The 19,103-nt window shown below is 39.0% G+C and carries 17 protein-coding genes; 16 read left to right on the forward strand and 1 reads right to left on the reverse strand.

Translation table 11 applies throughout. The features are described 5' to 3' along the window. The first annotated feature begins 35 nt into the window (after positions 1 to 35). The 16 genes from accD to recJ all read left to right on the forward strand — a co-directional run bounded on the left by accD (position 36) and on the right by recJ (position 18,839). The gene (accD, locus tag KJ593_03500) at positions 36 to 875 is read left to right on the forward strand and encodes an acetyl-CoA carboxylase, carboxyltransferase subunit beta (protein MBU2540948.1); all 840 of its coding nucleotides are present in this window, start codon (positions 36 to 38) and stop codon (positions 873 to 875) included. Positions 876 to 891: 16 nt separating this feature from the next. Further along, positions 892 to 1,995 (forward strand): sn-glycerol-3-phosphate ABC transporter ATP-binding protein UgpC, encoded by a 1,104-nt coding sequence (ugpC, locus tag KJ593_03505; protein MBU2540949.1) that lies wholly within the window; start codon positions 892 to 894, stop codon positions 1,993 to 1,995. Between the two features lie 115 nt (positions 1,996 to 2,110). After that, positions 2,111 to 3,262 (forward strand): sensor domain-containing diguanylate cyclase, encoded by a 1,152-nt coding sequence (locus KJ593_03510; protein ID MBU2540950.1) that lies wholly within the window; start codon positions 2,111 to 2,113, stop codon positions 3,260 to 3,262. Then, entirely contained in the window at positions 3,244 to 4,266 is a 1,023-nt protein-coding gene (locus KJ593_03515) for a GGDEF domain-containing protein (GenBank protein ID MBU2540951.1), read from the forward strand. The genes KJ593_03510 and KJ593_03515 overlap by 19 nt, the downstream gene beginning before the upstream one ends. 55 nt (positions 4,267 to 4,321) lie before the next feature. After that, positions 4,322 to 5,257 (forward strand): ROK family protein, encoded by a 936-nt coding sequence (locus tag KJ593_03520; protein ID MBU2540952.1) that lies wholly within the window; start codon positions 4,322 to 4,324, stop codon positions 5,255 to 5,257. A 10-nt stretch (positions 5,258 to 5,267) separates the two neighbouring features. Further along, positions 5,268 to 7,361 carry a hypothetical protein gene (locus KJ593_03525; GenBank protein ID MBU2540953.1) on the forward strand — a complete coding sequence of 698 codons (2,094 nt, stop codon included), beginning with the start codon at positions 5,268 to 5,270 and terminating at the stop codon, positions 7,359 to 7,361. 9 nt (positions 7,362 to 7,370) lie between these two features. After that, positions 7,371 to 8,660: a UDP-glucose/GDP-mannose dehydrogenase family protein gene (locus KJ593_03530; protein ID MBU2540954.1), complete on the forward strand. Its 1,290-nt coding sequence runs from the start codon at positions 7,371 to 7,373 to the stop codon at positions 8,658 to 8,660. A gap of 54 nt (positions 8,661 to 8,714) precedes the next feature. Further along, the gene (locus KJ593_03535) at positions 8,715 to 10,016 is read left to right on the forward strand and encodes a nucleotide sugar dehydrogenase (protein ID MBU2540955.1); all 1,302 of its coding nucleotides are present in this window, start codon (positions 8,715 to 8,717) and stop codon (positions 10,014 to 10,016) included. After that, positions 10,013 to 10,948 (forward strand): SDR family NAD(P)-dependent oxidoreductase, encoded by a 936-nt coding sequence (locus KJ593_03540; protein ID MBU2540956.1) that lies wholly within the window; start codon positions 10,013 to 10,015, stop codon positions 10,946 to 10,948. The genes KJ593_03535 and KJ593_03540 overlap by 4 nt, the downstream gene beginning before the upstream one ends. After that, on the forward strand, positions 10,927 to 11,871 hold the full coding sequence (locus KJ593_03545) for an SDR family oxidoreductase (GenBank protein MBU2540957.1): 945 nt from the start codon (positions 10,927 to 10,929) through the stop codon (positions 11,869 to 11,871). Before KJ593_03540 ends, KJ593_03545 begins: the two co-directional genes overlap by 22 nt. A 33-nt stretch (positions 11,872 to 11,904) precedes the next feature. After that, positions 11,905 to 13,107 carry a tryptophan synthase subunit beta gene (gene trpB / locus KJ593_03550; protein ID MBU2540958.1) on the forward strand — a complete coding sequence of 401 codons (1,203 nt, stop codon included), beginning with the start codon at positions 11,905 to 11,907 and terminating at the stop codon, positions 13,105 to 13,107. Then, positions 13,104 to 13,892, forward strand: a complete 789-nt coding sequence (gene trpA, locus KJ593_03555) for a tryptophan synthase subunit alpha (GenBank protein ID MBU2540959.1) — start codon at positions 13,104 to 13,106, stop codon at positions 13,890 to 13,892. Before trpB ends, trpA begins: the two co-directional genes overlap by 4 nt. Continuing rightward, on the forward strand, positions 13,885 to 15,150 hold the full coding sequence (locus tag KJ593_03560) for an insulinase family protein (GenBank protein ID MBU2540960.1): 1,266 nt from the start codon (positions 13,885 to 13,887) through the stop codon (positions 15,148 to 15,150). Before trpA ends, KJ593_03560 begins: the two co-directional genes overlap by 8 nt. After that, positions 15,141 to 15,485, forward strand: coding sequence for a ribosome silencing factor (gene rsfS, locus KJ593_03565; protein MBU2540961.1), 345 nt, complete (start codon positions 15,141 to 15,143; stop codon positions 15,483 to 15,485). The genes KJ593_03560 and rsfS overlap by 10 nt, the downstream gene beginning before the upstream one ends. Before the next feature lie 9 nt (positions 15,486 to 15,494). Next, on the forward strand, positions 15,495 to 17,156 hold the full coding sequence (locus KJ593_03570) for an arginine--tRNA ligase (protein ID MBU2540962.1): 1,662 nt from the start codon (positions 15,495 to 15,497) through the stop codon (positions 17,154 to 17,156). Positions 17,157 to 17,159: 3 nt separating this feature from the next. Next, positions 17,160 to 18,839: a single-stranded-DNA-specific exonuclease RecJ gene (gene recJ, locus KJ593_03575; GenBank protein MBU2540963.1), complete on the forward strand. Its 1,680-nt coding sequence runs from the start codon at positions 17,160 to 17,162 to the stop codon at positions 18,837 to 18,839. On the opposite strand, the gene KJ593_03580 is transcribed toward recJ, so the two are convergent. Then, on the reverse strand, positions 18,836 to 19,063 hold the full coding sequence (locus tag KJ593_03580; GenBank protein ID MBU2540964.1) for a 50S ribosomal protein L28: 228 nt from the start codon (positions 19,061 to 19,063) through the stop codon (positions 18,836 to 18,838). The two genes, recJ and KJ593_03580, sit on opposite strands and share 4 nt — an antisense overlap. Between the last annotated feature and the right edge of the window lie 40 nt (positions 19,064 to 19,103).

The following is a 19,103-nucleotide window of genomic DNA, read 5'->3' on the forward strand; positions in this document are numbered from 1 at the left end:
TCTTCGCAACTTCTCTGGTATGAACGAAGCAAGCTATGGCAATTTTCGGCAAATCTAAATATACAATAGTTCATGTTAAGAGGAAGAAGATGCCTGATGGCATCTGGGCAAAATGTGAGGACTGCTCTAGCGTCCTTTACAATAAGCAGCTGCAGGAGAATTTAAAGGTTTGCAATAAATGCAATTATCATTTTACTCTTAATAGCCAGGAGCGAATTCACCAACTTATTGATAGAGGGACATTCAAAGAGCTTTATAGTAACATTTCTTCTGTCGATCCACTACAGTTTAAAGGGCCTAAGACTTACAAGGATAAATTAAAGGCAGATCAAAAAGCAACAGGTTTAAAAGAGGCAGTAATAACAGGTATGGGAAAGACGCAAAATAAAAAATGTGCAATTGCCGTAACTGACTCACGTTTTATAATGGGTTCTATGGGTTCTGTTGTGGGGGAGAAGATTACGCGCATTACTGAAAAAGCAACAAAGGAGAAATTGCCGTTAATTATAGTTTCTGGTTCCGGAGGCGGGGCAAGGATGTATGAGGGCATGTTTTCACTAATGCAGATGGCAAAGACCTCTGCAGCGCTTTCTCGTCATCAAGAGAAGCACTTACTTTTTATATCCATTTTAACAAATCCGACCATGGCTGGGGTTATGGCTTCTTTTGCTGCTTTAGGAGATGTTATTATTGCTGAACCAAAGGCCTTAATTGGTTTTACCGGTCCTAGGGTTATTGAACAGACTATAGGCCAGAAATTACCTGTTGATTTTCAACGTAGTGAATTTTTGTTGAAGCATGGACTTATCGATATGATTGTAGAGCGAAAAAATTTGAAAAATGTTGTATCTGAAATAATTGAGTATTTAGGTTAACAGAGGAAGGGGTATTATGGCACAGGTAAGTTTAAAAGGGATTATTAAGGTTTATCCGGGTAATGTCAAGGCAGTAAAAGGCATCAGTCTAGATATTAAAGATAAAGAATTCATTGTATTAGTTGGGCCTTCCGGATGTGGCAAATCAACGACGTTAAGGATGATTGCCGGTCTTGAGGAGGTCACAAGCGGCGATATTCTTATTTCTGACAGGTGCGTTAATAACGTTCCGGCAAAAGATAGAAATATTGCTATGGTTTTTCAGAATTATGCCCTCTATCCGCATATGAACGTTTTTGAAAATATGTCGTTTGGTTTACGCCTGCGTCGTTATCCACGTGAAGAAATAAAAGAAAGAGTGAATGAAGCAGCCCAGATTCTCAATATCGCTAAGTACTTAGGGAGGTATCCGCGTGAACTTTCTGGTGGCGAAAGGCAAAGAGTCGCCTTAGGTAGAGCAATTGTACGTAAACCAGATGTATTTTTGTTTGATGAACCTTTAAGCAATCTGGATGCAAAACTGCGGGTTCAAATGCGCACCGAGATTCATAAACTGCATATAAGATTGCAGACGACTATGATTTATGTAACTCATGATCAGATTGAAGCAATGACTTTGGGTCAGAAAATTGCTATATTGCAAGGTGGTGAAATTCAGCAATTTGGTGATCCTATTTCTATATATGATAGGCCGGTAAATAAATTCGTGGCTGGATTTATGGGCACACCGCCAATGAATTTTTTAAATGGTTCGATTAGAAAGAACGACGGCCGCCTTTATTTTGATGAGGGCCAGATTAAGGTTAAGCTCGTTGAAGAGATGAATGAAAAACTAAAGTCCTATGTGGGTAAAGAAGTCATCTTTGGTATTAGAAGCGAAGATATATACGATAAGCTCTTTGTCTCAGAGGCGCCACCGGAAAATATCGTTAAGGCCACCTGTGAGGTAGTTGAGCCAATGGGCTCAGAGGTACACCTTTATCTAAGAACACCTCGTAATTACTTTATTGCCAAAGTTGGTGCACACGATAGGCCTCCTCTAAATGAAGACATGGATTTGGTTTTTGATATGAGCAAGGTACATTTCTTTGATAAGAATACTGAAGCGATCATTATTTAGTAGTCTAGGATTATCCCTGTTTTTCCTGCTTATCTTTCTCTTCCTACCACTAGTTTATTCTCTGGAGACAGGAGGGTTTCGTCTCCGTCTAATATTTACCTATCCTTATCTTTTTTTGGTTATTAGCATTTTAATTTCCAAAATAAGCACTGACAGAAAAGAACGTACTTGCCATCTAAGCTGCGATAGCATTGTTGAAGAGATTAATACACTACAAGATAGCATAAGCAATCGAAAGAAGTTGGTAACCTCTTTTACAACAAGATTGAAGCGGTATTCTCAGTTAAAGGACTACACCAATAGATTAACTACAGTAGTGTCTTTAGATGAGACTGCAAATATTGTCCTTGAAGAAACAATGCGGATTATTCCAGAGTTTTCATCCTGTATTCTTTATTTAGTAAATCCAGAGACATATGAGTTAAATTGTTTTTTAAGTAAATCTAAAGAGCACCTCGCAATTAAATCTAAAAAAGGAGACATATTTGATCACTGGGTCTTAAAGAAGATGCAGCCGCTTATAGTCGAAGACGTGAATAAGGATTTTCGCTTTGATGTCGAAAAAATAGATAAAGAAGAGTTACGCAATGTTCATTCCCTAGTTGCCGCTCCTTTAATTACATATAATAAACTGATCGGTGTTCTAAGGGTTGACTCTCGCAATATTACTGAGTTTAACCAGGAAGATTTAAGGCTTTTGTCAACACTATCCGATTTAGCTGCTGCTGCTATTGACAATGCTTTTTTGTATAAGCGCACTCTAGATTTTGCCATCCGCGATGGACTTACCTCTTTGTATCTAAAGGGATATTTTATGGAACGCCTGGAGGAAGAATTACATCGAGCAAGTAGTAAAAAGATCCCGCTTTCATTGCTGATGCTTGACATTGATAGATTTAAGGATTTTAATGACAAATTTGGACATATTGCCGGCGACATTATTTTAAAGATAGTAAGTAAGATGCTAGTCGATATTGCAGGCAGCGTAGGCAACATTGTCTGTAGATTCGGAGGGGAAGAGTTTGTTATGCTCTTGGTCGGCGCTGAAAAGAAGGAGGCAATTCGGGTAGCGGAAGATTTAAGACGTAAAATTAAGTCCAAAAGGATAACCTTAAGAAGGCAGAAGATAGGGATTTCAGTATCCTTGGGTGTTGTAAGCTGTCCAAAGGACGGTTATGAATTACAGGATTTGATGAGAAAGGTCGATGCATTATTATATGAGGCCAAAAAGACAGGACGCGATAAGGTATGTTTTCTAGAGAAGTAATCTATATAATTCTTAGTTATAGTCTATCGGCAATTCTACTATATATTGGCCTGCAGTCTATGCGAGAAAGGAATCTGAAGAATCTATCAAGGCATAAATTCTATAAAGAAAAGCATGCCGATTACAAGCGGCAGCTTAAGACCTTAAGCCAAGATTTAGAAAAGTTAAATGCCCAGGTTACAGGTATAACCCTCCTTTATGAAACTACCAGAGATGTATCTCAGACTCTAGAAGAGGATGAGGCCCTTACGCTTTTAAAGATTAAACTTAAACAATTCATAGATTTTGATGATTGTTTTTTAGTAAAAGCTAAGAAGGAAGAAAAGCCAGATGAATCAATATATTATCATTTGCCTCTTTTAGTCGAAGGCAAGATTACCTCATATTTGGCTATAAAGAATTTGAACATAAAAGATTTATCAATTGAACATTTGCACATTGTCGCTGGTCAGTTCGCCCTCGTTCTTAAAAGGATAGGATTATACCGTAGGTTACAAGAGCTTGCTATAACGGACGGCCTGACGCAGACATTGAGTAGAAGATATCTAATGGAAAGATTTATGGAAGAGTATAGACGTTGTTTGAAATTCTCACTTAAGCTTTCGTTCTTGATGTTAGACGTAGACAATTTTAAGAAATGTAATGACAAATTCGGTCATCTCGTAGGTGATATAGTCTTGGTTAACATTGCTGATGAGATTAAGAAGAATATCCGCCAGGTTGATTTTGTGGGAAGATTTGGCGGTGAGGAATTTGCAATAATCCTGCCAGAGACAGATAAGGAAGGCGCTAAATTTAGCGCTGAACGAATTCGCTCTGCTATAGAAGCTATAACAATTAAGGCCTATGATGAGGCAATTAGAGTTACCGTAAGTCTGGGTGTGGCTACGTTTCCTGAAGATGGTAGAGTGGCTGAGGAACTTATTGATCGTTCAGATTGGTCGTTGTATCGTGCAAAGCAGACAGGCCGGAATCGCGTCTGTGTTTATGGCATTTTTAAGTGAACTGACTCTAAAATGGTTGCAATTAAGCAGTTTTTAAGTTACAATTAATTTCTAAATGGCTTCTACAAAATATATCATAACTATTGATCTGGGTGGCACTAATGTAAAATTGGCGCTTTTGCGAAGACGATCGAAACAGATTATCCGCCTTTGCAAATTTTCAACCAAAAATTTCCCCACCAAGAGACTGCTATTCAATAAGCTAGTTGAGGCAATCAAGGATATTATCGCCAACTCTCGCCTTAAGTATTCTGATATTTTAGGCATAGGCATAGGCGTTCCTGGTCCTGTAGATAAACAAAGAGGCTTGGTTTATTATTTTCCTAATATTCCCGGCTGGAAGAATGTGGCTTTGAAGAAGATGTTAGAGGCCAGATTAAAATTCCCTGTTTTCGTAGATAATGATGTCAATCTAATGGCCTTAGCAGAACTTAAATTTGGCGCAGCTAAAAATGCGCGAAATTGTATATGTCTTACCTTGGGTACAGGTGTGGGTGGGGCCCTAATTACAAACAGTTCAGTTTTTCGTGGAAGTGCATCTGTTGCCGGAGAGATTGGCCATATTCCCATTAGTCTAAAAGGGCCTGTCTGTAATTGTGGCGGCAGAGGTTGCCTTGAGCGTTTTATCGGAAATAAGATAATCTTAGCCCAGGCAAGGCGGATATTTGGAAAGTCAATAAGCCTTGAGCAATTATCTAAGCTAGCAAGAGGCGGAAACAGGAAAGCGCTTCTTATCTGGAAGGATATGGCGCAAAAGTTGGGTATAGCTCTGAGCGGTTTAATAAATGTTTTCAACCCTGAGCTTATTGTTATCGGCGGTGGCTTGGCTAATGCAGGAGATATTCTTTTTAGCAAAGTGCGCCAGACGGTTAAAGAAAGGGCGATGCGGCCTCATAGCGAAGTAGTAAAGATTGTAAGGGCGAGCTTAGGAGTAAACGCTGGCTCTATTGGAGCGAGCGTTCTTGTAGAAACAGAATTAGCTGGAAGTTAGCAGCATTTTTATGCAAAGATATACATTTTTTATTTTATTTTTTTTATTCATAATTCTTCCTTCCTACAGTTTTTCCCAGGAAGCGAAAATTCCCATAGTAGTTGATGGGGAGCACGTAGAGTTTTTTAATGATGAGAAAAAGATTATAGCAGAGGGCAATGTTGTTATTAATTATAAAGGCACAAATTTAGTTGCCGATAAGGTTGTTGTTTATTTAGAGAAGAACGATGTGATTGCCCAAGGAAATGTAAGATTAGAATATGAAAAAGGAATCTTAGAAGGAGACAAAATAGTTTATAATTTTGAGAAAAATACCGGGACAATTATAAATGCAAACATAGAATCTCCGCCTTTTTATTCTAAGGGCCCATTTTCGAAAAAAATAAGTGACAGGCAATTGATTATGCGCCGCAGCTATATAACGACTTGCGATTTAGATCATCCTCATTGGCGAGTCGTTTCAAAGCGATTACTGATTTTTCCAGAGGACAGGATAATAGCTGAGGATGCCTCTTTGTTTATTGGCAATTGGCCGATTATTACATTGCCTAGGTATGTTCAAGTATTGAATGATAGAAGGCCGCGGGTAACGGTTATACCTGGTAAGGATAAAGAATGGGGTCTTTATTTGTTGACTGCTTGGCGATTTTATCTTACTAAATATGCCAGCGGAAGGCTACATCTTGATTATAGAGAAAGAAAGGACTCTGCAAGCGGAGTAGATCTTCACTATGAATCAGAAGGATTCGGAGAGGGGCTATTGCGTACCTATTATATGCACGAGAGGAATATACAGACAAGGCATCTCTACAATGAACCAAGGGACACAGAAGAAAAAGAACGCTTCCGCGTTGAATACAGACATAAATGGCAGATAGATCCCAGAAGAACTGTTTTGTGGCAGTACAATAAGCTTAAAGACGCAGAATTCTTGAAGGACTATTTTGAACGCGAACATGAGATAGTTTCAGATCCTGCTACGTATATGCAGTTTACCGAAGCGCAAGACCTCTACTCATTAAATTTTTTGATGGAAAAACACATTAACGATTTCGCGACTACTATAGAAAAATTGCCCGAGGTAAGTTTAGAGACGGTTAATTTCAAATTAGGAGAAAGCAGGTTATATTTTAAAAGCGATAATAAATTTTCTAACCTTAGAAAAGAGGAGCCGGGAGGCGCTGCTTTTGATGATATCGTAAATAGACTCGACACCTTTAATAACTTTACCTATCCGACTAAGTTAGGCTTTTTGTATGTCTCTCCTTATGCAGGAAGCCGCAGTACATATTATTCGGAAGATTCAAATGAGAACAAAGATGTATTACGGGGTATCTTCTATAGCGGTGTTGATATTTCAACTCGTTTTTTCAAGGTCTTTGATGTAAAGGGAGAATTTTTGGGCGCTGAGATTAATGGGCTGCGCCATATTATTAACCCCATTGTAGAATATTCTTATATCCATCAGCCTACAGTTAGTAATTCTCACTTACACAACTTTGATAGCATTGATTCCATTAGTAAGCAAAATTCAGCTGCTATTGCCCTAGAGAATAAATTACAGACTAAACGAGGCAGCACAAGCATTGATTTAATAAGCCATATTTTAAGCTCTTCTTATTTCTTCGAAGATAAAGGCTTGGGGGGGTATTTTTCCGATACGCTAAGCTCTTATCTGGAACTTAGGCCCCTAGAAGGTCTGCGTTTTGACATTGACACAGATTACGACAGGAAAAGAGGTCAGGTAATAACTAATGGCACTGACTTTTATATTGACAAAGGCGATAAATTCTCTTTAGGCGTTGGCCATCGTTATCAAAGGGATGAAGACAACCAATTTACTTTTGATGTTGCTTATCGCGTTAATCCAAAGTGGAAGTTTAGAGTTTATGAACGTCTTGATTTTACGGGTGGCGGGCTTAGTGAACAGCAGTATACGATAAGCCGGGATTTGCACTGTTGGCTGATGGATGTTATCTATAGTGTGGATAGAGAAAAAGGTGAATCTATTTGGTTCGGGTTTAAGATTAAGGCATTTCCAGAGCTTGGTTTTGAGTTTGATACTAGTTATCATGAGCCCAAGGCAGGCTCACAAAGTTATTAAGGGGTAATTATGAATATAGCAGTCATCGGTAGTGGTTATGTTGGGTTGGTAACAGGTGCCTGTTTCGCCCATTTGGGTAATCAGGTTATCTGTGTGGATAAGGATAGAGCTAAAATAGCAAAATTAAAAAAAGGCATTATACCTATCTTTGAGCCAGGATTAAAGGAAATGATTCAGCGTAATAAAAAAGAAGGCAGACTTAAGTTTACTACAAGTATTCCAGATGCAGTAAAAAAATCCGAGTGCATCTTTATTGCTGTGAGCACGCCGCCTAAAGAAAATGGCGAAGCTGATTTGACAGCGATTGAAAACGTTGCTATCCAAATCGCAAGGGCAATGCGTTCCTATAGACTTATCGTAGAGAAGTCGACCGTGCCTGTAAAAACCGGAATGTGGGTGGAGCACACTATTAGATTAAATCATCGTAAGAACGTAAAATTTGACGTTGCTTCAAACCCTGAATTCTTGAGAGAAGGCCAGGCCTTATCTGATTTTCTGCATCCGGATAGGATTGTTATCGGCGTTGAATCAAAGCGTGCACTCAAAATCCTGAAAGGTTTGTACAGGCCACTACACGCACCAATTTTAGTTACAGATATAAAGTCAGCAGAATTGATTAAACATGCTTGTAATTCTTTTTTGGCGGCAAAGATATCTTTTATTAATGCAATATCTCGAATCTGTGAACTTACCGGGGCGGATATAGGAAAGGTTGCCGAAGGCATGGGGCTCGATAAAAGAATCGGTGCCAATTTCCTAGAGGCAGGTGTGGGTTATGGGGGATTTTGTTTCCCTAAGGATTTAGATGCGTTCATAAGCATAGCGACAAGTTGCGGCTATGATTTCCGGCTTTTAAAAGAGGTCAGGGCCATTAATAAAGAACAGAGAGAATTTTTCATCAAAAAGGTAGAATCTGCATTGTGGAATATTAAGAGCAAAACTATCTGCATCTTAGGTCTTTCTTTTAAGCCCGGTACAGACGATATAAGGTTTACGCCGGCGCTCTATATTATTCGCAAACTTCAGGCCGAAGGTGCAAAGATAAAGGCCTATGATCCAAAGGCAATGTTTAAGTTCAAAAAAGAAGTTAAAGGAGTAAGCTTCTGTCGTAATCCATATGATGCAGCCTCCAAGGCAGATTGTCTGGTTATCATCACTGACTGGCCAGAATTCAAAAGTTTGGATATCAAGCGATTGAAAAAACTCATGAAACATCCTCTGATTATTGATGGAAGGAATATTTTCGATAAAGGTCTATTAGAAAGATCCGGTTTTCGTTATATTGGGGTTGGGCGTTGAAGAAGTCAGGGTGAGTCCGCCTTAAGAATTAGAGCATCTATGCGAGGTAAAACAATGAAATCAGATTTAATAAAGAAGATAACTAGTAAGCGATTCAAGCTTGCTGTTATTGGTCTAGGTTATGTGGGTTTGCCTCTGGCAGTAGAATTTGCTAAACGCGGTTACTCAGTCCTAGGCATTGATGTGGACAATAAGAAAATTACTCAACTTTGTTCAAAAAAATCTTATATTCAGGATGTGTCTTCAAGAGACATAATTGAAATTGTTAATAGGGGTAGATTTAAGGCCACGACAGATTTTACACAGTTAAAAAATCAGGATGGAGTAATTATTTGCGTGCCGACACCTTTAAGCAAAACTAGAGAACCGGACATTTCTTTCATTATCGATGCCACAGAAAAAATAGCTAATTTCCTGCATCGTAAGCAGATAATTGTTTTAGAAAGCACAACCTTCCCTGGTACTACTGAAGAAATAGTTCTACCTATTTTAGAAAAGAAAGGATTTAAAGTCGGCAGGGATTTCTATCTTGGTTTTTCTCCTGAGAGGGTAGATCCGGCGAATAAGTTATTTTCCACCACAAATATACCCAAGGTTATTGGTGGCGTCACTACCGTCTGTACAAAAATGATCAAGCAGTTGTATTCACAGGTTATTGGTGTTGTTGTTCCGGTTTCAAGTGCAAAGGTTGCGGAGATGGTAAAATTACTTGAGAATACATTTCGGGCAGTGAATATTGCCTTAATTAATGAAATATGTCTAATGGCAAGTCGCCTTAATGTTGATGTCTGGGAGGTTATCCGGGCAGCTGGCACTAAGCCGTTTGGTTTTATGACTTTCAAGCCTGGACCGGGCCTGGGTGGACACTGTCTTCCAATAGATCCTTTATACTTATCTTGGAAAGCAAGGTTGCATGGTTTTGAGTCTCGCTTCATACAGTTGGCAGATGAAATAAACTCTTCAATGCCAGCTTATGTTGTGGATAGGATTACTCAAGGGCTAAACGTATATTCAAAATCACTTAAAGACTCAAAGATTTTAATTATAGGTGTTTCTTATAAACCAGGTGTTTCTGATATACGTGAGTCGCCGGCAATTGAGATAATCAGACAGCTTAGGGAGAAAAAGGCCAAGGTTTCTTTCCATGATCCTATGGTCAAAAGTATAAGAATCGATAATACATCACTACGTTCTATGAGTCTTAATAAGTCTTCCATTAAAAATAAGGATTGCGTAGTTATAGTTACGCCACATAGATCCATTGATTATGGACTGATTAGAAAAAACGCCCAACTAATTTTTGATACACGAAATGTATTTAATGGCAAAAAAGGAGAGAGGATAATAACATTATGAAAAAGGTCTTAGTTACAGGTGGTGCAGGATTTATTGGTTCACATATTGTTGATAGGCTTGTCTTTGAGAATTATGAGGTTGTTGTTATTGACGATTTTTCTTCCGGCCGAATTGAAAATCTCAAGTCCTCGATTAATAAGATCAAGCTCATAAAAGGAGATATCAGAAACGATAAACTTATTAAAAGACTCTTGAAGCGAACGGATTATGTGTTGCATCAGGCAGCCTTACGTTCTGTGCCAAAGTCAGTTAAATATCCACTTCGTTATAATGAGGTTAATGTGACAGCAACACTTAATCTTCTTAAGCGCTCAGCTGAGGCAGGCGTTAAGCGTTTTGTCTTTGCCTCCTCAAGTTCTGTCTACGGAGAATCCTCCAAGCCCAAACAGAAAGAGACTGATCTGCCTTTATTGATTTCTCCTTATGCGGCCACAAAATTAGCGGGTGAATATTATTGTCGCGTTTTTTCTAAGATCTATTCTTTACAGACAGTAAGTTTGCGCTATTTTAATGTATTTGGACCGAGGCAGTCATTGGAATCACAATATGCAGTAGTTGTGCCTAAATTTATTGCCTGTCTCCTAAAGGCTGAGAGACCGCCAATCCATGGCACAGGAAAACAGTCTCGAGATTTCACATACATTGATAATGTTGTTGAGGCTAATATCCTGGCGATGAAAAGAAAAGGTGTTTCAGGCTGCGTTTTTAATATAGCCTGCGGAAAGACCCAAAGCGTAAATACACTCTTTTCGCAAATTAAGACGATTTTAAATTCAAAGGTAAATCCTATATTTACTGAACTCCGTGCGGGTGATGTTGCCCGCACCTGCGCAGACATAAGTCAGGCTCAGAGGTTATTGCGCTTTAAGGTAGGAGTCGAGTTTAATGATGGATTAAAGAGGGCAATTAAATGGTTTCAAGAAAAAAAGTAGCAGTAGTTACAGGTGGGGCTGGATTCTTGGGTTCGCATTTATGTACGCGATTAATTGAAAAAGGCATTAAGGTTATCTGTATTGATAATCTTATAACAGGTAAGCTAGATAATATTAGGCATCTGAGGCGATCTAAATTATTTAGATTCCTCAAGCATGACGTATCAAAATATATAAAAGTCAGAGAAAATGTTGATTATGTTTTGCATCTTGCCTCTCCCGCAAGTCCGGATGATTATCTGAAATTTCCCATTCAGACCCTTAAGGTTGGCTCTTTAGGAACGCACAATGCATTAGGATTAGCAAGGCTTAAAAAGGCAAGGTTTTTATTGGCATCAACCTCTGAAATTTATGGTGATCCCCTAGAGCATCCTCAGAAGGAAACCTATTGGGGAAATGTAAATAGCGTAGGTCCGCGCGGCGTCTATGATGAAAGCAAGCGATTTGCAGAAAGTATAACCTTGGCCTATAAAAGACAGCATAAGATGGATGTGCGTATTGTACGAATCTTTAATACCTTTGGGCCTAGGATGCGACAGGATGATGGTCGGGCAATGCCAAATTTTATTACGCAGGCCTTAGTCAATAAACCCATAACCGTCTACGGAAAAGGTACGCAGACACGTTCCTTCTGCTACGTTGATGATTTGATTGATGGTTTAATAAAATTGTTATTTTCAAATTATAGTTTACCAGTTAATATCGGCAATCAGCATGAGATAACGATATTGCAATTGGCGCATATAATTATTAAATTAAGCAACTCAAAGAGCAGAATCGTTTTTAAGGCCTTACCTAAAGATGATCCTAAACTGCGCTGTCCGGATATCAGCCTGGCAAAGCGAAAGCTAGGTTGGAAGCCGCGTGTAAAGCTAGAGCAGGGTATTAAAAGAACTCTAGAGGATTTTTGCAAACGCCAGTAAAATTTATTAATTGACTTAAATCAAGGACAAGATATGAAATCTTCAAAATCGAAAAAGAAATTGCTAAAAAAAGGTTATTTTGGGCAATTCGGCGGTCAATTCGCTCCCGAGACATTGATGTATGCCTTGGATGAATTGGAAAGTGAGTATTTATCAGCTAAAAAAGATAAAAAGTTTCAAAACCAGCTTAACTATTATCTAAAGAATTTCGCGGGAAGGCCGTCTCCGCTTTATTTAGCTGAGAATCTCAGCCGTTATCTGGGCAAAATGAAGGTATATCTTAAGAGAGAGGATTTAGTCCATACAGGAGCGCACAAGATTAACAATACCTTAGGTCAGATCCTCCTGGCACGCCGCATGAAAAAGACAAGGATTATTGCCGAGACTGGTGCAGGTCAGCATGGTGTGGCTACGGCAACCGTGGCAGCGATGTTTGGTTTTGATTGTGATGTTTATATGGGTGAAGAGGATATCATACGTCAAAGATTGAACGTCTTTCGCATGAAGATACTAGGAGCGCGCGTTAGGCCAGTATCAAGTGGTTCAAAAACATTAAAAGACGCTACTTCAGAAGCAATTCGAGATTGGGTCGCAAACGTTAATACCACACATTATATTATTGGTTCAGTTGTTGGACCGCATCCTTTTCCGCTGTTAGTGCGGGATTTCCAGAGTGTAATCGGAAAAGAGGCAAGACAGGAGATATTAAGATTAGAAAAAAGACTGCCTGATTATTTAGTGGCTTGTGTTGGCGGCGGTAGCAATTCAATAGGATTGTTTCATCCGTTTTTTAAGGATAGAGGAGTTAAGTTTATCGGAGTAGAAGCTGCTGGTAGGAGTCTAGGTAGTGGAAAACATGCTGCCAGTTTATTGAGTGGAAGGGTAGGGGTTTTACATGGCTCTAAAAGTAAGGTCTTACAAGACAAATACGGCCAGATAAAAATTGCACATTCAGTTGCCGCAGGCCTGGATTATCCTGGGGTTGGACCAGAACATGCCTATTATCAACGCATAAACAGGGCAAGATATGTTGCAGTGGATGATAGGGCAGCCTTGGAGGGATTCCAGTTGCTTTCGCAGCTTGAAGGTATTATCCCGGCGCTTGAGCCAGCACACGCCATCTATTATTTGAAGAGATTAGCTAGGAGAGTTAAGAAGAATTCACTCGTTATTCTTTGTCTATCCGGACGCGGCGATAAAGACGTTACCACGGTCTCAGAATTAATGAAGATATGAAAAATAGAATTCAATCAAAATTTAAGGCATTGAAGAAACATAAACATAAGGCATTGATCGCCTATATTATGGCCGGCGATCCATCTATTGGCATGACTGAAAAAATAGTTTTGTCATTGGAAAAATGTGGAGTTGATTTAATAGAATTAGGAGTTCCATTTAGCGATCCCTTGGCAGACGGGCCTACTATTCAGGCAGCTGACACACGCACATTGAAAAAAGGTATAAACATTGAAAATGTATTTGCACTTTCCAAGAAACTCAGGAAAAGAACGCAAATACCATTGATCTTGATGATCTATTATAATCTGATATTAAATGTGGGCGAAGAAAGATTCACAAGGCTTGCTAGTGCCTCGGGCATAGATGGATTAATCGTGCCTGATTTGCCGCCAGAGGAAGCAAGAAATCTAATAAAGTGTTGCCGAAGGTTTAATTTAGCTACAATATTTTTTGTTGCCCCTACAAGCAGCACAAAGCGAATTAGAAGTGCTGTTTCAAATTCCACTGGTTTTATCTATTATATATCAAGGACAGGCGTTACTGGAAAAAAGACAGAGATTGGATATGAGCTAAATAAGCAGATTAAAAAGATAAAAAAGTTGACTAAGAAACCGATCTGCGTTGGTTTTGGCATTAGAACCAGAGAGCAGGTTAGAATGATTAAGGAAATCGCTGATGGCGTTATTGTAGGAAGTGCAATAGTAGATGTAATTTCTCGATATTCTAGAGATAAACAGATCTTGGATAAAGTGGAGGGGTTCTTAGGGAGGCTAGATGTATAAGAAGGTTAGATTGCCTAACGGTCTGCGTATTATTGTCAAGAATCTAAGTGATAGAGAGGCAGTTTCTTTAGGTATCTGGATTGGTGTTGGTGGCAGGTTCGAGCAAGATCTCAATAAAGGTATATCGCACTATCTGGAACATATTTTATTTAAAGGTTCCAAGAAGTATACCTGCCGTAGTATTAAGGAGACGATCGAGGGTAAGGGCGGCTCCTTAAATGGTTTTACCTCTGAAGAATACACCTGTTATTTAGTTAAGGTATTAAAGGAGAATCTTTATCAGGCCTTGGAAATTCTCTCGGATATGGTCTTATATCCACGTTTGGAGGATCTTGAGATCAACAAGGAACGCACTGTTATCATAGAAGAGATCAAGATGTATAAAGACCTGCCGCAGTATCATGTTTTGGAGATATTAGATTCTCTTATCTTTCCCAGCCATCCCTTAGGGCAAAATTTAGCAGGCACACTTGAAAGTGTGGCATCAATTGACAGGTGTGCACTTGATGATTTTCAGAGGAAGTTTTACAAACCTTCTAATATTGTTATTTCTGTATGTGGCGCCTTTAAGATTGAGGAGCTGATCAAGAAGATAGAGACAATATTTATCGCTAAAGATAAAGCCGATCATATTAAGCCACTAGCCTCAGGGAAGCAAAAGACATCACCTCAGGTAAAATTCGTTAGCAAGCAAATAGAACAGTCGCATTTAGCTATAGGTTTTCGTTCTTACAGCCGTAGCCATCCTGATCGTCATGCAATAGATCTATTACATGTTATTATGGGCGCTAACATGAGCAGCCGTTTGTTTCAGGAGGTACGTGAAAAAAGAGGCCTTGCCTATTCTATAGGCACAACAGCAAAGCGATTTTCTGATTCAGGTGCGTTTATCGTACATGCTGGTGTAGATAATTCAAAGGTAGCAGAGGCGGTTGATGTAATAATAGAAGAACTTGAAAAAATCAAGAAGAGCTTAAACGTAGCAGAATTAAAAAGGGCTAAGGATTTTTTACTTGGTCAACTCACTATTGCCTTGGAGGATGTTGCTGATCATATGCTTTTTATGGGTGAGGCTACTATTTCTTTAAATAAAGTAGATACATTAGATCAAATAAAAGATATGGTGAGTAAAATAAATACTCAAGATATTAAGAGGGTAGCAGGAGAGATTTTCAATTTGGAGAAGATTAATTTATCCGGCATAGGGCCTTTTAAAGATGAACAGGTAAAGTCGTTGAAAGAGAGGTTATTAAAATAGAAGCTCTAGAGAAAGCAAAATTAATTGTACACCTGGCGCAGGAGGAAAAGTGCGAAGACTCAGTTGTCTTGGGAATGAAGAATGTCGCTGACTTCTGCGATTTTTTTGTAATCTTAAGCGGAGATTCTCATCGGCAGGTAAAGGCACTTGCAGATGCACTCCAGGAGGAATTGTTTAAGAAAAAAATTAAAGTCTATAAGCGACAGGACGACCGTGAGTCTTCTTGGGTGGTTTTAGACTTTTTTGATGTAGTAGTGCATATATTTTATAGAGAGCTACGCGAATTTTACAGCCTGGAACGTCTCTGGGCTGATGCTGAACGTATTAATTTTTAAATAGTTAGAATGAAGACTAAGAAAGAGGTTGCCCGCCTATTAAAAACATCACTTGAACAAGCCCTTGGTAAACTATCAGATTTTAATCTTGAGGATATAGAGCTAGAGCTTCCTAAGGCCAAGGCGCACGGTGATTTTTCCAGCAATCTGGCGATGAAGCTTGCTCGTAAACTTAAGAGGCCTCCTCTTGATATTGCTAATTCTATTCGCGAAGTTATTTCGGAAAAGATTGATGAAAAATCAATCTTAAGTAGCGTCCGAATAGAAAAACCCGGCTATATAAATTTTTTCTTGAAACAAGGCACTTATCATAAATTCCTGGAAGGTATCCTTAAAAATCGCAAGGGCTTATTGAATCATCAGGATATAGGTAAGGGCGCTAAGGTGCAGATTGAATTTGTCAGCGCAAATCCCACAGGACCTTTAAGCGTTGCGCATGGAAGGCAGGCTGCAGTAGGCGAATCATTAAGCAGGATATTAGAGGCATTTAACTTCAAAACAACCAAGGAATATTATCTAAACGATGAAGGCAATCAGATCAATCTCCTGGGTGCGTCTATCTTGGCTCGAATCCAGGAATTAAGAAATGAGGCTTATAGGTTTCCTGAAGGCGGTTATGAAGGAGAGTATATCAGGGACATCGCAAGAGAAATCTTAAAAAGGAAAAAGCAAGCTAAGTATAATATTGATGAATGCGCTGATTTTGGCTTAAAGTTTATTTTTGATACTATCAAAAAAGATTTGGATGATTTCGGAGTAAAGTTTGACGTCTGGTATTCTCAAAAGTCTTTAAGAAAATCAGGTAATATCGACAAGGTGTTAAAACTACTTAAAGATAAAGGTTACTCCTATGAAAAGGATGCTGCTGTTTGGTTTGCTTCAACTCGTTTTGGCGACGATAAGGATAGAGTATTAATTAAAAGCGATGCTAGCGCAACCTACATTACCCCGGACATTGCCTATCATCAGGATAAATTCAAGCGCAAATTTTCACGCGTAATAAATATCTGGGGGCCTGATCACCATGGTTATATTTCCCGCCTAAAGGCAGCTGTAGAGGCATTGGGAATCGATAGAGAGCGTCTGTCAATTATCATAGTTCAGTTAGCACGTATCTTTAGAGGCGGTAAGCCTCTGGCAATGTCCACGCGAAAGGCTCAATATATTACATTGCGTGAAGTCATGGATGAGGTCGGTGCGGATGTTGCAAAGTTCTTCTTCCTGACTCGGCGCACAGACAGTCATCTTGATTTTGATTTGGAATTAGCAAAGAGTCAAAGTAAAGAAAATCCTGTATATTATATCCAATATGCTTACGCAAGGATTTTTGGTGTTTTTAAGCAAGCAAAGGATAAAAAAATAAAAGAATTACCGTTTTCAAAGGTTGATTTGAATTTATTGAAGGAAGAAGAGGAGGCTATACTTCTTCGCCTGATTTTTAGATTCCCATTTTCTTTATTCACGGCTTATAAGATTCTTGATCCTTATCCTGTATGCCAATATCTTATAGAATTGGCTGGTGAATTCCACAAGTTTTATGACCGGCATAAGATATTGCTTGAAGACAATCTCCCCTTAGCAAATGCGCGCATGGCGTTAGCTAAAGCAGCAGGTATTGTTATTTCAAATGGCCTAGCCTGCCTTGCGATTAAAAGCCCTGAAAGGATGTAGCAGATGAAGTGGTGCATTCGAGAAGTTGATAAACAATTATTATCTTATTTTTCAAATGAGATAAATTTGCATCCTTTAATTGCAACCCTTCTTATAAATCGTAATATTAAGGATAAAGATGAGGCTGAAATTTTTCTCGCAAGCCAGATTTCTCAACTATCTGACCCGCACAAGATCAAGGGTGTAGATAAGGCGCTAGAGAGGATCAAGATTGCTAAGGAAAAAGCAGAAAAGGTATTTATATTCGGAGATTATGACGTTGATGGGATTTCTGCCTGTGCACTTTTAGAATCTAGTCTTAAAAAGTTAGGTATTGAGACTGTTGTTTATTTACCGCACCGTATGGAAGAAGGTTATGGTCTCAATATGAAGGCTGTTAATGAGGCCAAGGCATTAAAGGCAAGGCTTTTCATAAGCGTTGATTGTGGTATAGGCAGCTTTGAAGAAATCGAGAAACTCAATAGTTACAAAATTGATTCAATAATCATTGATCACCATCAGCCTAAATCGAAAAAATTACCAAAGGCAGTTGCCATAATAAATCCGAAGGTTAATAAAAATGAGGCTAATCTTTCGAGTCTGGCTGCTGTTGGACTGGTTTTTAAGCTGGTTCAGGCGCTTTTTGATTCTAATCTAGAGGAGGATTTAGACTTCGTTGCCTTAGGAACAATTTGTGATGTAGTTCCTCTTATTGGAGAAAATCGTATTTTTGTAAAGGAAGGCTTAAAGCGAATCTCACAAACAAAAAGAGTCGGTATTCGTGCATTAAAAGAAGTTGCAGGTATTAAAGACAGGAAGATAACCGCAGGACTAATAGGATTTACATTGGGGCCGCGACTTAATGCCTCAGGAAGGATTGATTCAGCGCAAAAGTCTTTAAAACTCCTGACTTGTTCTGACGAAGCTGAAGCAATGCTTCTTGCCAAAGGCCTCAATGAAGCAAACAGGAAGAGACAGCGAATTGAAGATAAAATTCTGAAAGAGGCATTGACCAAGGTAGAGCGGGAAGTAAATTTTAAAGAGCATTCGGTAATTGTAGTTGGAGGTGATGATTGGCATCCTGGTGTGGTTGGAATTATTGCCTCAAAACTTGCCAATAGATATTACAGGCCAGCCTTTGTATTAGGTTTGGAGACTGGGGTCTATCGCGGTTCTGGTAGGTCAATAAACAATTTCCATTTATTCGAGGCCCTTAGCGAGTGCGACTCTTTATTAGAAAGCTATGGAGGTCATCGCGGGGCAGCTGGATTAAAGCTTCTTGAAAAAGATTTGGAGGAATTTAGGAAATCAATTAATGCTGTTGCGAAGGCAAAATTAAAACCAGAAGATTTAGTCCCAATATTAAATATAGATGCAGAGGTTGATCTGTCCCTCTGGCAGGATAGGCAGCTTATAGACAGAATAGAGGAATTTGCGCCTTTTGGAATAGGGAATCCGCGTCCTGTATTTTGTTCCAGGAATCTTTTTCTTAAAAGCGCTCCTCTTGCTATAGGTAAGAGGTCTTTGCGTTTCTGGGTAAGCGATGGAAGCTTTACGGCTAAGGCTATTGGTTTTGGGATGGCTGAGTATGCCAATCTATTGAATGAGAATTCTCGTATTGACTTGGCTTATTCTGTATCGATAGATACCTGGGGAGAACCTGTTGTGCAATTAGAGATAAAGGCCATAAAAGAGAGGATTTAGGCCTTTGTAATTTTGCCCGCCTTTATACATTTAACGCAGACACAGGCTTTTTTACGTCTATTATTACTGATAATATTTATAAGCTGCAGATTAGGTAAGAATACGCGTTTTGTTATTCCTGTTATCTTTTGTCCAGCGCCGCCTTTTTTCTTGGCCATACCGCGTCTTACAATCTTATTGCCTCTCATGGTGCCTTTACCGCAGACTGAACATACTTTTTTCATAGTAATTCTCTCTTTTTAAAGATTCTTTTTAGACAGTCAG

It is taken from the genome of Candidatus Omnitrophota bacterium (genome assembly GCA_018830005.1).
Taxonomy (GTDB): domain Bacteria; phylum Omnitrophota; class Gorgyraeia; order JAHJTE01; family JAHJTE01; genus JAHJTE01.

Coding starts and splice junctions, on each gene's coding strand:
- KJ593_03530 (MBU2540954.1), top strand. CDS start 7,371: ATGAATATAGCAGTCATCGGTAGTGGTTATGTTGGGTTGGTAACAGGT.
- KJ593_03535 (MBU2540955.1), top strand. CDS start 8,715: ATGAAATCAGATTTAATAAAGAAGATAACTAGTAAGCGATTCAAGCTT.
- KJ593_03570 (MBU2540962.1), top strand. CDS start 15,495: ATGAAGACTAAGAAAGAGGTTGCCCGCCTATTAAAAACATCACTTGAA.
- KJ593_03515 (MBU2540951.1), top strand. CDS start 3,244: ATGTTTTCTAGAGAAGTAATCTATATAATTCTTAGTTATAGTCTATCG.
- KJ593_03545 (MBU2540957.1), top strand. CDS start 10,927: ATGGTTTCAAGAAAAAAAGTAGCAGTAGTTACAGGTGGGGCTGGATTC.
- KJ593_03560 (MBU2540960.1), top strand. CDS start 13,885: ATGTATAAGAAGGTTAGATTGCCTAACGGTCTGCGTATTATTGTCAAG.
- trpA (MBU2540959.1), top strand. CDS start 13,104: ATGAAAAATAGAATTCAATCAAAATTTAAGGCATTGAAGAAACATAAA.
- accD (MBU2540948.1), top strand. CDS start 36: ATGGCAATTTTCGGCAAATCTAAATATACAATAGTTCATGTTAAGAGG.
- recJ (MBU2540963.1), top strand. CDS start 17,160: ATGAAGTGGTGCATTCGAGAAGTTGATAAACAATTATTATCTTATTTT.
- KJ593_03520 (MBU2540952.1), top strand. CDS start 4,322: ATGGCTTCTACAAAATATATCATAACTATTGATCTGGGTGGCACTAAT.
- KJ593_03525 (MBU2540953.1), top strand. CDS start 5,268: ATGCAAAGATATACATTTTTTATTTTATTTTTTTTATTCATAATTCTT.
- ugpC (MBU2540949.1), top strand. CDS start 892: ATGGCACAGGTAAGTTTAAAAGGGATTATTAAGGTTTATCCGGGTAAT.
- trpB (MBU2540958.1), top strand. CDS start 11,905: ATGAAATCTTCAAAATCGAAAAAGAAATTGCTAAAAAAAGGTTATTTT.
- KJ593_03540 (MBU2540956.1), top strand. CDS start 10,013: ATGAAAAAGGTCTTAGTTACAGGTGGTGCAGGATTTATTGGTTCACAT.
- KJ593_03580 (MBU2540964.1), bottom strand. CDS start 19,063: ATGAAAAAAGTATGTTCAGTCTGCGGTAAAGGCACCATGAGAGGCAAT.